Genomic DNA, 15352 nt, shown 5'->3' with positions numbered 1-15352 from the left:
CTCCTGTATCAATTTTGCGCCACGCCGACTGATTCACCTTTGATGGGGCGTCGAACAGGACGCCCAGGAAGAACATTTGTGTCCAGTTTTCCTTCAGCAATCAGCGGTGTGCCAGCCACGAAGACATACTCAAACCCTTCGGAAAGATGAGCCGGATCAAGATAGGTTGCCTTGTCCGAAACCGTCGCCAGATCAAATACGACAACATCTGCATCAGCCCCCGCCTGAATACGGCCCTTCCGCGCCATGGCGGGGACAGACGGCTCCATGTATTTGGCCGGCAAGTAACTCATTTTTGCGACAGCATCGATCAGCGAAATGGCCTGCCGCTCTCGCACATATTGCCGCAAGAATCTTGAGAAAGTTCCTGCACTGCGCGGATGGTTCAGCGCCTCAGGCGGCACGGGCCAGGTATTGCCATCATATGGCTTTCCTGTCGGCGCGAGCCAATCACCGCCGTCCGAGGCAATAAGCCCACCTGGATACAGGACAGACGTGTCTATCACGGCCTGGTCCGCAGGATTCGCTTCCGGGTTCATAAAGTGCACAATGACCGGGGTGCCGGGCGCATCAGCCTGCAATTCGTCGAAGGCCTCCTCGTCCAACGGTCCTTTCACGGAAACAAAGTCCGTTTTTTTCACACCGCCAAGACGCTGCTGCCATCGAGGCCCGCGAAAAAGCGCCGCCCCGATACTGGTTGCGCCTGCGCCATATGGATAGGCCTCAACCGTAATATTCACCCCCTGCGCAATCGCGCCGTCGATGAGATCCACAATATCGTCAATGTCGCGCAGGCTGATGCTGTTAAGGTGACAGATATGCATATGCGCGCCCGTGGCGGCAGATACCGCAATCATCTCCTCAAAGCCTTCGAAAGAGCTTTGCGGCTCGATCGTCGAGAGGTAACGGGCATGCGTATATGTCGACACGCCGTGTTCCGCAGCCACACGATTCACAAAATTATATTCCTTGCGACCCGTGGCCGGAGCATAACCGAGAAGAAACCCGATCCCCAGCCCGCCCTGGTCTAGCCCCTCTTCGACCCGGCTGATAATACCAGCCAACTCCTGATCATCTGCCAGTTCTTCCTGCCACGAGTTTTCTTTGAGACTGTTTTGGAAGAAACTGAAATCAGCGACGGGCTTGGCCCCAGTCTTTTCCGCAATCCGCGCGGACGCCCAACTGACAGAGGCGCCATAATTGATGGGCCGGCCTTCCTTTGCCAGACGGTCATAATAGTCGGAGATGGGCAACATGCCCGCCTCCAGCTCCAGCGCTGTCGTGACTCCATCAAATGCCTGAGTACGACCGGAGAGAATGGACTGGCCATGCGCATGGTAATCAATGAAGCCCGGCGCAACGACTTTTCCGCGGGCATCTACAGTATAGCTACCCTGGATACTCTCATCGGTTACGACAGAAATCTGATCGCCCGTAATGCCAACATTACGTATGGCATCCAAACCGCTTTCCGGATCAACAACCCGGCCGTTCAGAATGACAATATCATAGGCAACGCTTTCGCTCAGATCCTCTCTCTCTTCAGAGACACTGGATGCGCAAGCCTGCGCGATGGATACCAGCGCGAGCGATATAGCGGTGTACAGTAGCTTCCTCATAACAGCTTCCTATTTCGCCTGCGCGCTATCAATTGATTTGTGAATATTCCCCCAGAAACCGGAATTGGGGGCGGTTACCTGCGCACCAGAATAAGACAGTCCGCCGAGATAATCCGACTTCAGAAGAAGTGGTCCATCAATATCCACAAAGTCGCAAAGCTGCGCGATGACAAAACTAGGGCACATGGAAAGCGATGTCCCGCTCATATTGCCCACCATGACTTTCTTGCCCGCCTCTCGCGCCATGCGCGCCAGCTGCATCGCATTGGTGAGACCGCCGGCCTTGTCCAGCTTGATATTGATCATGCTGTACTTTGAAAGAGCAGCTGGCAATTCCCCCGTATGCAGGCAACTCTCATCCGCGCAGATATCGATGGGTGACACTATGTTTTCCAAGGCCTCATCGCCGCCACGTGGAAGAGGCTGCTCAAGCATGGCAACTCCAAGCTCGGCAATATCTGGCAGGATCTTCTCCAGTTGATCTGCAGAGAACCCCTGATTGGCATCGACAACCAGGGTCGCGTCGGGGCGCGCAGACCGGATGGCTGCCAACCGCTCAACAGGCTGTTTGGCATCCAGCTTGATTTTCAGGATGGGATAGGCAGAGGCTTCACCAGCCTTGCGCCCCATCTCTTCCGGCGTCTCTTCTATGCCGATTGTATAGACCGTCTGAGTCTCCGCTTTCGGCGTGATACCCGTCAACTCCCAGATGGACTTGCCGGTTCTTTGCGCTTCCAGATCCCACAGCGCGCAGTCGAGAGCATTCCGCGCGCCACCTGGCGGCAACAATTCCTGCGCTTCCTCCAGCGTTATGCCGCGCTCAATGTCTGAGCGCACTCGCTCCAACTCACTCTGGATCGTCTCTACTGTATCGTCCAGGTAATAGACCCCAACGCCTTCCCCACGGCCAATCTTTCCGTTACAACCAATTTCCAGAACGACGGTTTCAGATAGCCGGAACTCTTTTCCGGAAATTCGGAAAGACGTTATGAAGGGCCATACAGCCCTGTGAATGCTGACGTCGTATTTCACCCCAATATCCAATTCATCAAGAGTTTATGTCCTCAGGCATGACAATGCGAGAACCACATGGATCAAAAAGTGGCGACCCGTGTGGATCGCCACTTTGAAACGGATCAGAACGTATATCCGACGTTCACACCAATCGTACGTGGGCGAACATAGATACCCGTCGAGCTGTCCAGCCCGGCGGTGTAGATATTGTCGAAGTTCACATCCGTGTCTGTCCGGGTTGATAGAGCGCGCTCATCAAAGAGGTTCTTGACATAGAGACCCACGCGCACTGATCCGTTTGTGGCATTAAGGCTCAAATCCGTGATCGTTCTCGCATCGAGCTTTCCGGCGAATGTCGCCCGCGGCACAGCAAACCGAGAGGTTTGCTCACCCGTGTACACTACACTGCCACTGAAGCTGCCAGTCCAGTCAGGCGTTAGGTCGTGAGTATATTGCCATTGCACCCCGGCCTTGTACTCAGGCACCATTGGCAATTGCTCGCCTTTTACTCCGCCGAATCCGGGCTCATCCTCCTTAAGCTCACTCTGGGCGTATGAGAACGTTGCACCAACTTCAAAGTCAGTGGTCGGTTTGAATTGCATGGCGGCATCAACACCATACGCCTCCAGACCACTCTTGGCGTTTTGCAGCGTGTTGATGCCGTTGGCAATGAGCGGGGATTGAACCTTGTCCAGTTCCAGCGTCCATATCGCAGCATCGTAATTCACGCGCCCATTCAGCAGCCTGCCCTTAGCTCCTGCTTCGTAGCTCCAGCCCGAATCCGACTCGACGACCGGGAACGTGATGACTTCACCGGTCGACTGGTCCGCCAGGGGAATGTTCGGAGAGGCGGGACGATACCCATTGGCAATGCGAGCATAGAGAGACAGATCATCTGTCGGTCTGTAGCGTCCCGTGAAGAGATAGGTGTCTACGGTGTCCTTCACGCTATCATTAATGGAAATGGGCGGATTTGGCCCTACAACCAATAAGCCTTCGCCATCAAAAACGAGTCCAACTTCGTTCTCGCTGAGGCGTGCACCGACCGTCACATCAAACTGATCCGTCAAATAGTAGGTGACGTCACCGAAGACCGCATATTCTTCATAGTCGTTCGGGAAGTAGCTCTGGAAAAGCTTGATTGGCGTATCCGGTACGACCACCAGATCCTGGCTGTTGGTGCCTTCTTCCTTCACGTAGAAAGCGCCAAGAATCCATTCAAGCTTCTTGTTGGAAGCTGACGTCAGCTTGAATTCCTGAGTGAACCGCTCTGAGGAAATCCCAATGACGTTGGTCAGCGATTGTGTCGTCCCAAGAGGCAGACCAAAGATAAAATCGACCTGAAGTGCCGAAGCGGATTCATCTGATCGCGTTTCTACATCATATTCAGACCGGCTGGTTGTAGAGGTAAATGTCGCAAAATCGAAATCATAATCGAATGTGCCCGACACAATATCATATTCGAGATTCATTGGTTCGGGTTGCGCACTTGTCCCGAATGTTCCGAAAGGCGATTTGTCAGACGTGAGCGACTCCAGTCTCACACGGGAGCCAGCATCAACGGTTGTTTTCTGATGGATGTATTTCAGACGGAAATCCAACCTGTCATTCGCACGAAACAACATGTCCGCGGCGTAGGCCTCGACCTCTGAGGAATCAATGTCCTCCGCCAACAGAGTTCCGGCGTTATCATACTGGTCGATATAGCCGCCAAAGTCCTGGCGGTACCCGGACAGCGTAATACCAAGCTTGTCCTTGATAAGCGGGGCGCTGACGCGCGCGCTCAAAACATTGCTCATCTCGCCTTCATTGGTCCAGCTTACATCCGCTGAAACAGAGCCGCGTACCTCCTGAAGCGCTGGCTCCTTGGTGATATAACGCGCAATGCCAGAAAGGGCAGATGCCCCAAAAAGTGTACCTTGTGGGCCTTTGATGACTTCGACGCGTTCCAAGTCCAGCAACAATCCGTCCAGCATGAATGTCGTGCCAGCCGTAAAGGAACTGCTGCTCGTCAGAGGGGTATCGTCGAGGTAAATTCCGAACACGGCCGTATTGCCGATCTGCGGGATGCCGCGCGCTGAGAAACGTGTCGCACCCGGCCGACCAAGGTCTTCGGCATATACACCTGGCGTCAGTTCGACGATATCCTTGATGCTTGTTTTACCAGCCTCAATAAGTACTTGAGGATCCGTACTACTGACGGATGCCGGCACATCTTGCAGATTTTCTTCCCGCCGAGATGCCGTCACCACGATCGTTTCGGCAACATACTCTTCATCCACTGTTTCGGATGCATCCTGCGCGAAAGCCGGTCCCGCCATCAGCGGCATGATCATGGCTATCGCTGTGGTCAGCTTCATCTGTTTCATTTGCTTATTCGTCCTCCAAGCTCGAGCCGCTTTTCCCTCATGCACACTGTGTTGATGTGCGCGGCGCCCTCTTTCTTGGATTAATGCAGCATTATTTTTATTTTAAAAGGCATTATTGCTGCATTATGTGAAAATATGACGATTATTGTGCATTTAAAACGACATATCGCCAAATATGGCAGCACTCCCCCAGGTCCTTCCAAAAGATCCAAAGCAGGATTCTATTTGCGATGTTGATGAAGTCATCGATAGAATCGGAAAGTAGCCGACGCTATCTCGCAGCGTTTCCAATTGGGTCGATCACGATATCGCTCATTTTGCGGAAGTCTGGTCACAAAGGATGTCGCGAGCCTGATCGAGATCAACTAAATGTGCCTGACCACTGCGACTATAGGCAGGGTCAGGCAGCTTAGCCATGAGTGAGGCTGAACTCAGACGTTCAGAGAATGGCATCAATGCTTTTCAGAGTCGCCTGGATGAGAGCCAGGCCGCGAGGGTCCCCAATCAGGTTTTGCCCCATTCGGTTCATCACATAGGATGTCGAAAGCCTGCGCTCAGGATCAGTAAAGGCAAATGACCCGCCCCAACCGGAATGACCGAAGGCCCCGTCCTTGTCACCATTTGACTAAAACGATGCCAGAGAAAGGTAAATTGTAAGTGCCCCCTCGCCTGCGCTTACTCAACCAGATTTACGGGACACGTCTCCAGGCCATAATTAAGAAGGCCGCCGCGCTGACGCACCCGGTCGCCAGCAGGTTCCAGACGGCTGTATCTGTTCAATAGACTGTTGATCATCTGAGCCGCTTCATTGCGCGCGATTCCTGCCCCCATACAGTGATGAACACCGTGACCGAACGTAGCCTGCTTGATCATATTTGGACGCTTCAGGATAAACTTATCCGGCCTATCAAATACCGCAGGGTCCCGGTTGGCGGATGCATGAAAGATCGCCACCCAATCGCCTGCCTTTATCTGGGCGCCGCTGAGCTCATAATCTTCTGTGCAGACACGATGAAGCCTCTGGACCGGTCCATCACGACGCAGGCTTTCCTCGATAAAGGCACGCACCAATGAACGGTCTTCACGAAGACTGCCATAGAGGTCAGGCTGATCTACCAGGACATCAATCAAATTGCCAAGAAGGTACCCTGTCGTTTCAGCCCCTGCGACAACCAATGTAAGACAGAAACGGACAACCTCTTCCTTGGTCAGCTTATTGCCATCTGCTTCAGCCTGAATAAAAGCAGACATAAGATCGTCAGGAACCGGCTTACCAGCCTTGATATCTGCACAACGCTGGTCGACCGCAGCCTGATAGTAGTTCCAAAGCTCAACATTGCATTGCTGACGCTCAGCAATTGTAAAGTCGGACGTGACCATAAATGCATTCGCCCATCGCCGCAGCAGGACATAATCCTCCTGTGGTGTCCCAATCAGTTTGGTCATCACAAGCGCCGGCAGGTTAGGCGCCAGATCCCGCATGAAATCGACCTTCCCGCCGCCAACCGCATCAAGTTGCGCCTCAACCGTGCTTTCCATCCAAGGGGCCAGATCAGTCATCACCCTCTTGGGAGAGAAAGCCATTTGCGCGATTTTACGGAGCTCTGCATGCCGAGGGTCATCATGATTGACCAGCATGAGTGTTGGTGCCTCGGATTCTTCCTGCATGATGTCACGTGATGAGAACACATCAGCGCGGCGACACACCTCCTGGACATCAGCGTGTTTGAGGACAACCCAAGCCGGAAATGGTTTGTCTACGCCCGGGATTGTCCCGGGCGGATAGTCCTCCAGGCCGAACTGGATCGGCTTGTCACGCAAATGCTCATAATATGGATAGGGATTAGCCATCACGTCCGGGGAATAAAGATCACGAACATGAAAATCGTCTGGTATTGTAGGTTTGGTCATAGCATCGGCCATGTGGTCTTCTCCCGGGTTAAACGGCCCAGCATGCTGCTCGTGGCCGGTGGAAATCTGGTGTTATGAGGGGACTATCTTGTTTTCCATGAGGACATTATGTCTTTAGGACCCATTTACTATGGGGCGGACCTTTCTCGTGAGGCTAGGCCCCATAGGGATTTGAAGGCCGCCCCGAATTCGTTTAATGTTTGAAAAGTAACGATGAACCGGAGACCATATGGACCTCTCGAAGCGCAAACAGGCGAGTAATGACTTCCTCGATTTGTTTTTTCCCATCCATTATCTGGTGGGAATGCAGATCGAAGACGCACTGAAGTGCGGTGTTCTCACCCGGCAGCAATCCTGCATTCTCTGGACCATTCACACGCGAGGCACGGATGGGCGGAAAATGCGCCGAAAGGAAATCGCGGGTGCGCTTGCGTCCTGGTATGAAGTCACCAGTTCGGCGATTTCCAAATCCCTGCGCGCGCTGTCCAAGGCTCCCCTCAACCTGATAACGATGACGGAAGATCCTGAAAACGGGCGTGAGAAATTTGTGACGCTGACACCTCGCGGCGTCCAGTTTGTCGAAAGCATGATGCGCAATGGCAGCGCATTTCTGGATACGATGGTTGATCGGCTTAGTGAGGATGAAATCAGATCCGGCGTTCACTTTCTGGCTCGCGTGACAGAAATCCATCACGAACTGGCCGCCGAAGCAGCGGCCAGGCAAAAACCCAAGCGACGCCGTTCGGCAAAGCCTAAAGAACCGGCTTGATTTTACCCCGCCACACCTGACCATTGCCACAACTCTCACACCCTAGCGTTCTGGCGTCGCCAGAGCGAAAGCAACATGCGCGGCTTGCGCCGTATCCTGAAAGTCTCGAAACCTGACGACCTGGCCATCACGTATTGTGAGTATGTGAGCATAATCTGCGGAATAGAGACGTCCGGTAGCCTTCAGCACCATGCGCAAGTGCCCTGTCACCGCCACTTTGTCTCGCTCGCAGATAAATTCGTCTTGGCGGAACTCTTCAATGTCCACGTCGTTGCCAACATGACCAAAGAATAATGCGCACTTTTCCTTACCCCGAAAAATGCCCGCAAAGGGTATTACACTTGGTCCGTAGAATTCGATCGTGCAATCATCCGCCATCACATTAAACAACTTTTCAAAATCATTCTCATGTACAGCAGCGTACCAATCCTCAGCCACGCTTAGTGATGTCTTTGTCATCTCTTTGTCCTTCTGCGTTATCCCTAAAACTGGGTGGAAAGCTCTATGCCGAAAGTACGCGGTGCCCCAAGCGTGCCAACAAATTCAGCGCCATACGTTGTTCCGGTCAGAATCTGATTTGTGAAGTACGTTTCATCGAACAAATTCTCCCCGAACAAAGCGACTGTGTAGCGTCCATTCGCGGGTGTATAAGCTGCCCTTGCCCGAGCCACACCATAGCTATCCTGTGAGGCAGCCTTTATATTGAAAACGGTGAAGTATATTTCATCCTGCCACGTATAATCTGCCCGGAGAGTGACATCTCCACGAAAGGCAGAGAAGTCAGCTTGCCCCCCAAAACTAGCTTTCCACTCCGGGGCACGGGGCAATCTCAAGCCATCCAGATTCCGAACCGTCGAACCTGGAGGCTCGCTCAGCGGCGCAGGACGAAGCGGCTCTGTAAGCTCGCCCTCGGTAAAGGTCGCATCAAGATACGTTACAGCGCCATCGATCTGGAACACATCGCTCAGCAAGGCGGCAAACTCCAATTCGGCCCCCTTCACCTCTGCCTTGCCGACGTTCCGAATGATGGGTTGATTGGCAATTGAGTCCTGCGCCTGCAAGTTCGTATAGTCATACACAAACGCAGACGCATTAAAGCGAAGGCGATCCTCAAGCAGACCAGCCTTTACGCCGCCTTCATATGCCCAAATTTCTTCCGGCTCGTAAGGCGTTCTCTGATTGGAGCCGATATTATAACCGCCACTTTTAAAGCCCCGTTGAGCACTCGCGTATACAAGAAGATCATCCGTAGGCGCCCACTCCAAAGCAATTTTCGGCGTTGTTGCATCAAATGTTGCGGGCCCTTCCACAGGCGCGACCACAAACCCAAATGGGTCTGGCTGAACCCCATCGCGCTGATCGCTTACAGCATTGGGAAAGAACATGACCTCTGGTGCGAAGCGCACAAGATCACCGCCGGGCACAGCCGGCAGGAAGGCAAGGTCAAAATTCTGGAAGCCGTCGCGCTCTTCCTCTGAATATCGCAAGCCCGCTTTCAGCGTTAGCGTATCTGTCAGATCGAAACTGGTATCTACAAAAATGTTGAAGGCCTCTGTTTCCTGACTTCCATTCAGGTGAAGCTCACAACATAATGTACTCTCAGGAATATCTACCGGAAAAGCAGGCAGAACGTTAGCGGCCTGCAAGTCAAGCAAGCCCTGGATCAGGATCGGCTCCCAAAAGTCTCCAAAGATATTGTTCTGGACATCATTCTCTTCAGAAAAATACCCACCACCCGCAATCCAGCTGAACCGTTTCTCCGACGGAGAGGATATCTGAAAGTCAGCATTCCACTGCTGATGGTCTTCGCTGCGATGTATGTAGGTGTTAAAAGTATCTCCCAAGTCAAAAGAGTTTTGGAAGTCGGGATCGGTATCTTTATACCCGGTGATGACCTGAAGGTCGTAATCACCGACAGCCCAATCAAGACGTCCTGTCAGGCCCCACACGGAGGTTTTGTTGAAATAATCAACCGCGGAATAAATATCACGCGATGCGACAGCTGAAATTCGGCCACTATTCTTGATACCGAAATAAGGCAGCGTTTGGGAGCCTTCTCGCGTACCAAGCCAATTAGGCACTTCCTCCTGATAGCCGAGGCTCGCGAAGTGAAACACATTGGCCCGATCATCAGCTTCGTAATAATCACCTGTTAGGGTGAACATGGCGCTGGGCGTGAGATCAAACTCAACTTTGGCACGCGCCACAATGTCATGCTTGTCTTCGGCATCAAATGTACGATCCGGCTGGGATGGAGGAAGCGCGCCGCGCGGCAAATGAACCGTCGTGTATCCGCTACGGTCTTCTTTCTGGACAGCCAGGCGCACTCGCACACCTTCAGTCACCGGCCCGCTTAGAGCTGCAAACACTTGTGTGCGATCATAATTCCCAACTATCAGACGCGCCTCTCCAGAAAACTCATCTGTCGGACGTTTTGTGATGATGTTCACTGCACCGCCAGTTGCATTACGCCCATAGAGCGTTCCTTGCGGTCCGCGCAGAACCTCAACGCGCTCGACATCAAAGAAACCAGGGCCGATCGCTGCGGCCCGAGAAAGGTACACTCCGTCGAGATAAGTCGCAGTGGAGCTATCGGCGCCTGCGACAATAACCGGCGTACCAATACCGCGAATGAAAATGGATGTGTCCCCCTGATAGCTCGACACCTGAAGACCGGGAACAAGATCAGCAATATCCTCGACGGACTCGACGGACCGAATGCGCATCGCATCGCTATCGAGCGCCGACACGGATGCGCCTGTGTCCTGGATACTCTGCTCGCGGCGCGTAGCCGTGACTGTCACAGTACTCAGTGTACGGGACTCCGTATCTTCCGCAGAACTTCCTGCTACCTCCTGCGCCATTGCTGAGTTCATCGCTATGGCAACAGCACACACCGAGACCGTGGCACCAAAAGTGCGTTTTAGCATTATTCCCTCCCTGCCCCCGACGTTGCAGGGGCTTTTTGTTATTGCCTATAGATGTCTCTCGTTAATAGTTGTCGTCAAGACCCTTTTTGGGTTTTCGTCCTCTACATGAAGCGGCACCAGCTCCAGCGGGCGGGCATTTAAAGTATGAATAACTCATTAGTTACAGTACCTTAAAAGATCTTCTGATAGCGCGACACGCACATGAATAAGACCAAGGTTTCTCGGGTTTTTGAGAACACGAACCGCAAAAGAGGTCCTTAAGACCAATTATAATCAATTCACTGAATCGATTGACCTTAGGGGATTATATTGGGGCCCACTTGACGGCTGCAAAGCCAGACTGTGTTTACGGCGTAATACTCTCGAACTTTAAATAACCGGATCGCGTGGAGTTGGAGCGTGCTTCGTCCTGCCTCGAACTCCTTCAGTATCTCCCCGAAGGCGACGTACTTACTGCGCGATGAATGCGCGACTTTACAGCCCTAAACATCGAACTCGATAAGACGCGCGGCCTGAAATCGGCCCTTGCGATCATCAGATATCTCGCAACTGCTGAGTTCGACCCGATAATTGGCTGCATGCCTGGCAACTCGCTAGTGATCGCCCCCGCATCTTTGCCGCCCTGCATTATATTTATAGTGACCTGGGCGGCTGGCTTCTACGCAGCGCAGCTGTAGATACACCGCACCAATATAATATTGGCCACTTCAGCCCCACCATCGCGCCCAACATAGATGAGTTTACTCACACGGCTCAGAAAGCTCGACATGAGAGCATTTACCAAGGCCACAGATACCCAAGGACAGTACCTTCAAATTCGATGGACTGAACGCCAAAATCTGCCACCTGTGACGGGCATCAAACGCCACATACATTCTCATACAAGACGAACCAATCAATCCGCGGTGCTCAATTGTGTCAGATATTCGATAATCGCCGCCCGCTTTTCAGGCCGACGCTCACCTGGATAAGACATATTGGTTCCACGCACATGCTTGCGTGGAGACTCTATAAAGGCGTCGAGCTCTTCGGCATTCCACACAAAGCCTGCATCTTGCATTGCGCGCGAATACCGAAAGCCATCCAGAGAACCGGCTGGACGCCCCACGACCCCCGCGAGGCTAGGACCCATCAAGGTTTGCCCCGGCACAACCGAGTGGCAAACGGCACACTGTCTTTTAAAGAGCGCCGCCCCTTCCGATGGTTCATCGGCCAGAGCAACTCCGCAGACCAAACCCCACACAACCATGCTTGGGATGAACTTCATGCGAGTGATTGGCATTTTCATATATCTGTTTCCGTGCTGATCTAGGTACTCTGCAGACAGCAGATTTTTTTAAAATACCTACCATCCGATGAACTTGATATGAAAAATGACGGATCGCGTGCACAGTCTCTTTGCACACACACCTCTTCGCACACGGTACTTTCGTGCTCTGCTGCACGATCCACAGGCAAGGTTGTTCGCTGTTCAGGCAAGCAAGGAAACCCAGACGGATTTTCTCGTCCACCTTTGCGGGTTTTGGCATCAGGAAAGCCACGAAGGGCACGAAAGTAATCATTGCCAATACGATTTTGCGCGATGCATGTGCGGTAACGGGGCCGATCAGCTTAATCGCCAAAATAAGTCTGGATAAAGACCGATCCATCAAAATAACAATTATGTCATAGAGGGTGTCGCAGGGAAGAATTCAGTTTGACATTCAAAGAAATCTAAAAAGGGCGGTGACGACTTCCAGGGCAAGAGCAATTTTTTTGATCGCTTAAACGAGGAAGTTCAAATGACTAAACACTGGTTCGGCGCATCCTTATTCGCGTTGTCTCTTTCTGTCTCATGGGCCAACGCCCAGGAGACAAGCATACCTGACCCGATCGAACCCGAGGAACTTACCGTAGAGGCGGAAATATCGCCTGGCGCCAACCTCTTTGTCGTATCACCTTCGTGGGGCGGTGCCGGCGCGATCACTATTCTTTCCACTGATGATCTTTCCTATAAGGGAAACTTCGCGACAGGAATGACCTCACAGTTCGCACTCGGGCCGGATGAAAAGTTTGGCTATTCATCCTCTGCGTTTCCCGAGCGCATCACATATGGGCCAATAAAAGCCTACCTCCAGAAATTTGATGTCAAGACGCTGGAGACGACACAGGAGATCGAGCTGCCCCCACAGATGGCTCAAACAGCTGCGCAACAACCGGCACTAGCCATTAGTGCAGACAGCAAATGGGCTTTTGTACAAAATGCGACTCCAGCGACTTCCGTCTCTGTCGTAGACCTCACGGCTGGAGAAGTGGTTGCAGAAATTCCAAACCCAGGCTGCTGGGGCATCTATCTTGCGGAAGAGGGATCGAAGTTTTCCAGCCTTTGCGGGGACGGAAGCATGCTGACAGTTCAGCTGACGTCCAAAGGCAAACTGAAGAGCCAAGCATATAGCGATCAGGTATTCGATGTTGAGAGCGAGCCCCTGTTTGTCCATTCTGTTAGGATAGACGGAGACCTTGTCTTCTCGACGTATGACGGCAAGTTCGTCACGATTTCCGATAAAGACAAAAAGGCCAAACTTCTGGACAGCTGGTCTTATACGGATGGTATTGAAGGCAATTGGGCACCGGGCGGATACGAGATCCTCGCCTATAACGAACCCAACGGAATCATGTTCGTACCGATGCATCCAGATGCCGAGGACGGCAGCCACAAGTTTGGCGCAGAAGAAATTTGGGCCATCGACATGAAAGAGAAAAAGGTTCTCTATCGATCGCATGTCGAGCACATGACTCACATTGTTGTCACAGACGATGCGGAGGCACCGGTCCTATTCGGCGTAAATAGTCATGGCGGCTCGGTCTATCGCTACGACATCGACCCCACGGCGAAGTTTGCTGCGAAGTATACAGGCTCTCTGGAAATCCAGGACGCTGGCTATCTGGTGGTGGAATGAGCATGGACCAAAGCATGCTTACTCTTTTACAAATGACTGCTGCCGTTTTCCTGGCTTTGCTATTCTTGCGCGCCGCACTTCACAAGTTGGGAGACAGGTATCGCTTTGAGGGCATATTGGCCGATTACGGACTTATCCCGGAGACCGCGCTGAGCTTTATTGTCTTTGCCGCACCCATTCTTGAATTGGCGGCAGCCGTGATGTTGATCATACCATCAGTCCGACCTGTCGGGGCGGCGCTCGCGGCTAGTTTGCTAACAGGCTACGCCATAGCCATGGCAATAAATCTCGTGCGCGATCACCGCATGGTAGATTGCGGCTGCGGCGGGGCACCGGAGCCGATCAGCTGGAAACTTGTTGTCCGAAACGCTGTCCTTGTCGGACTGATCGCACCAACTGCCATGGGTTGGACGGACCCAATAGACTCCAGTCTTGCGCTTGATGTGACATCGCTTGGTATTGGCACGCTCGTCTTGCTCCTCTGGATGACGGCAGAGACCATGCTCGCCAATGATCGGCGGATGAATGAGGACCTTCCCGGTCCAGCAACAACATGGAGTACAGCACAATGATCAGCATCCTTAGCTTTACTGTAATCGCACTCTGGCTGGTCGTCGTGGCAATGGCCGTAATGATGTGGGTGATGCTCCGTCAGATCGGGGTACTGTATGAACGTGTAGCCCCCGTAGGCGCCCTGATGGACCAAGCTGGCCCGCAAGTAGGCGAGGCAAGCCCTGTCTTCCCGCTACAAAGTCTGACAGGCGGCAACGTTCGTGTCGGGGCCTCTGGCGCAAGGGCAATGCTCGTCTTCTTCCTGTCGCCCACGTGTCCGGTCTGCAAACAACTTCTGCCCGCTCTTTCAGGAATCCAATCCTCTGAAAAAGAGTGGCTGGATGTGGTGCTAGCCAGTGATGGTAGCCAGGACAAGCATCTGGAATTCATCAATCGCCAGAAGCTTTCAAATTTTCCTTACGTCCTCTCAACAGACCTTGGCATGGCGTACAGAGTGCAGCGTCTACCCTTTGCGGTTCTGGTCGATCAATCCGGAACTGTGAAGGCCAAAGGCCTGATCAACAACCGGGAGCAACTGGACAGCCTGTTCAATGCTCTGGACGCCGGCGTAGCCTCTTTCCAGCAACTGAAATCCATCCGGGAGGCAGGATAATGCCCCAGACGGAATAGCAGATGAACGAAGACCGCTTTGAAACGAAGACCTTTAAATTCAGGAGAGACAAGAGTGTTGAAAATCTTTGAACGTATCCAGAGTGCCCTGAGCGGCCTTGTTGAAACCTCAGCGCGTCAAAGTGCCCGGCAATATGGACGGCGCAGCGCCCTGGCCAGAATGGGCAGTATAATGGTGGGTGGTGCAGCATTCACAGCTTTGCCATTTGACCGTGCCTGGGGGGCAACGCCATCAGGCGATGGCACCTATGACGACAAGAGCTGCGATTACTGGCGATATTGCGCACTGGATGGCTTCCTGTGCACCACAGCAGGCGGCAGCAAATCAAGCTGTCCTGTCGGCGCCGAAGCATCCCTCGTCTCATGGGTGGGCACCTGCCACAACCCGGCCGACGACAGGGACTATCTGGTCTCCTACTATGATTGCTGCGGGAAGACGGCTTTTTCGGGCGCTCAATTCTGCCTGCGAAGTGAGGGAGAGCGCCCCGCCTACTCAATGGGTCTCCACAACGACATCAACTGGTGCATGTCCAATGCCAACAAAGGTTATCACTGCACCGTAGCACTTGTAGTTGGGGTGGCCGAATAATGAAGCCGCGAACGCTTGCCTCTGGTATAT

At 52.9% G+C, this 15352-nt stretch carries 12 protein-coding genes; 5 read left to right on the top strand and 7 right to left on the bottom strand.

Annotated features, from left to right (window positions below; genetic code table 11):
• Nucleotides 1-8: 8 nt before the first annotated feature.
• The 4 genes from HY29_RS13450 to HY29_RS13435 form a co-directional block, all read right to left on the bottom strand.
• A complete protein-coding gene (locus tag HY29_RS13450; protein WP_051601522.1) occupies nucleotides 9-1619 on the bottom strand; it encodes an amidohydrolase family protein in 1611 nt (536 codons plus the stop codon).
• Nucleotides 1620-1628: 9 nt separating this feature from the next.
• On the bottom strand, nucleotides 1629-2651 hold the full coding sequence (locus tag HY29_RS13445; RefSeq protein ID WP_206741969.1) for a dipeptide epimerase: 1023 nt from the start codon (nucleotides 2649-2651) through the stop codon (nucleotides 1629-1631).
• Between the two features lie 104 nt (nucleotides 2652-2755).
• Nucleotides 2756-5002, bottom strand: coding sequence for a TonB-dependent receptor (locus HY29_RS13440; protein WP_034797744.1), 2247 nt, complete (start codon nucleotides 5000-5002; stop codon nucleotides 2756-2758).
• Nucleotides 5003-5677: 675 nt separating this feature from the next.
• On the bottom strand, nucleotides 5678-6925 hold the full coding sequence (locus tag HY29_RS13435) for a cytochrome P450 (RefSeq protein WP_051601521.1): 1248 nt from the start codon (nucleotides 6923-6925) through the stop codon (nucleotides 5678-5680).
• 217 nt (nucleotides 6926-7142) lie between these two features.
• Between HY29_RS13435 and HY29_RS13430 the strand changes: the two genes are divergently transcribed.
• Nucleotides 7143-7682, top strand: coding sequence for a MarR family winged helix-turn-helix transcriptional regulator (locus tag HY29_RS13430; protein ID WP_051601520.1), 540 nt, complete (start codon nucleotides 7143-7145; stop codon nucleotides 7680-7682).
• A 42-nt stretch (nucleotides 7683-7724) separates the two neighbouring features.
• Here HY29_RS13430 and HY29_RS13425 read toward each other — a convergent pair whose 3' ends face one another.
• The 3 genes from HY29_RS13425 to HY29_RS18920 all read right to left on the bottom strand — a co-directional run bounded on the left by HY29_RS13425 (nucleotide 7725) and on the right by HY29_RS18920 (nucleotide 11900).
• Entirely contained in the window at nucleotides 7725-8141 is a 417-nt protein-coding gene (locus HY29_RS13425; RefSeq protein WP_034797743.1) for a nuclear transport factor 2 family protein, read from the bottom strand.
• 23 nt (nucleotides 8142-8164) lie between these two features.
• On the bottom strand, nucleotides 8165-10612 hold the full coding sequence (locus HY29_RS13420) for a TonB-dependent receptor (protein ID WP_081811399.1): 2448 nt from the start codon (nucleotides 10610-10612) through the stop codon (nucleotides 8165-8167).
• An 895-nt stretch (nucleotides 10613-11507) separates the two neighbouring features.
• Nucleotides 11508-11900, bottom strand: coding sequence for a c-type cytochrome (locus HY29_RS18920; protein WP_034797740.1), 393 nt, complete (start codon nucleotides 11898-11900; stop codon nucleotides 11508-11510).
• A gap of 493 nt (nucleotides 11901-12393) precedes the next feature.
• Between HY29_RS18920 and HY29_RS13405 the strand changes: the two genes are divergently transcribed.
• The 4 genes from HY29_RS13405 (at nucleotide 12394) to HY29_RS13390 (ending at nucleotide 15322) form a co-directional block, all read left to right on the top strand.
• On the top strand, nucleotides 12394-13551 hold the full coding sequence (locus HY29_RS13405; RefSeq protein ID WP_081811398.1) for an amine dehydrogenase large subunit: 1158 nt from the start codon (nucleotides 12394-12396) through the stop codon (nucleotides 13549-13551).
• Nucleotides 13552-13565: 14 nt separating this feature from the next.
• Entirely contained in the window at nucleotides 13566-14123 is a 558-nt protein-coding gene (locus tag HY29_RS18600; RefSeq protein ID WP_162176727.1) for a MauE/DoxX family redox-associated membrane protein, read from the top strand.
• The gene (gene mauD, locus HY29_RS13395) at nucleotides 14120-14716 is read left to right on the top strand and encodes a methylamine dehydrogenase accessory protein MauD (RefSeq protein WP_051601534.1); all 597 of its coding nucleotides are present in this window, start codon (nucleotides 14120-14122) and stop codon (nucleotides 14714-14716) included. Before HY29_RS18600 ends, mauD begins: the two co-directional genes overlap by 4 nt.
• 72 nt (nucleotides 14717-14788) lie before the next feature.
• Nucleotides 14789-15322 carry a methylamine dehydrogenase light chain gene (locus HY29_RS13390; RefSeq protein WP_034797739.1) on the top strand — a complete coding sequence of 178 codons (534 nt, stop codon included), beginning with the start codon at nucleotides 14789-14791 and terminating at the stop codon, nucleotides 15320-15322.
• The last annotated feature ends 30 nt before the right edge of the window (nucleotides 15323-15352 follow it).

The organism is Hyphomonas beringensis, from assembly GCF_000682755.1.
Taxonomy (GTDB): Bacteria; Pseudomonadota; Alphaproteobacteria; order Caulobacterales; family Hyphomonadaceae; genus Hyphomonas; species Hyphomonas beringensis.
Note: the sequence above shows the minus strand (reverse complement) of the source record. Positions and strands in the feature narration are given on the sequence as shown.

Bases quoted from the DNA above. Each gene is read 5' to 3' on its own strand.
- HY29_RS13405 (WP_081811398.1), top strand. From the start codon at position 12,394: ATGACTAAACACTGGTTCGGCGCATCCTTATTCGCGTTGTCTCTTTCT.
- HY29_RS13430 (WP_051601520.1), top strand. From the start codon at position 7,143: ATGGACCTCTCGAAGCGCAAACAGGCGAGTAATGACTTCCTCGATTTG.
- HY29_RS18600 (WP_162176727.1), top strand. From the start codon at position 13,566: ATGCTTACTCTTTTACAAATGACTGCTGCCGTTTTCCTGGCTTTGCTA.
- HY29_RS13450 (WP_051601522.1), bottom strand. From the start codon at position 1,619: ATGAGGAAGCTACTGTACACCGCTATATCGCTCGCGCTGGTATCCATC.
- HY29_RS13435 (WP_051601521.1), bottom strand. From the start codon at position 6,925: ATGGCCGATGCTATGACCAAACCTACAATACCAGACGATTTTCATGTT.
- mauD (WP_051601534.1), top strand. From the start codon at position 14,120: ATGATCAGCATCCTTAGCTTTACTGTAATCGCACTCTGGCTGGTCGTC.
- HY29_RS18920 (WP_034797740.1), bottom strand. From the start codon at position 11,900: ATGAAAATGCCAATCACTCGCATGAAGTTCATCCCAAGCATGGTTGTG.
- HY29_RS13420 (WP_081811399.1), bottom strand. From the start codon at position 10,612: ATGCTAAAACGCACTTTTGGTGCCACGGTCTCGGTGTGTGCTGTTGCC.
- HY29_RS13425 (WP_034797743.1), bottom strand. From the start codon at position 8,141: ATGACAAAGACATCACTAAGCGTGGCTGAGGATTGGTACGCTGCTGTA.
- HY29_RS13440 (WP_034797744.1), bottom strand. From the start codon at position 5,002: ATGAAACAGATGAAGCTGACCACAGCGATAGCCATGATCATGCCGCTG.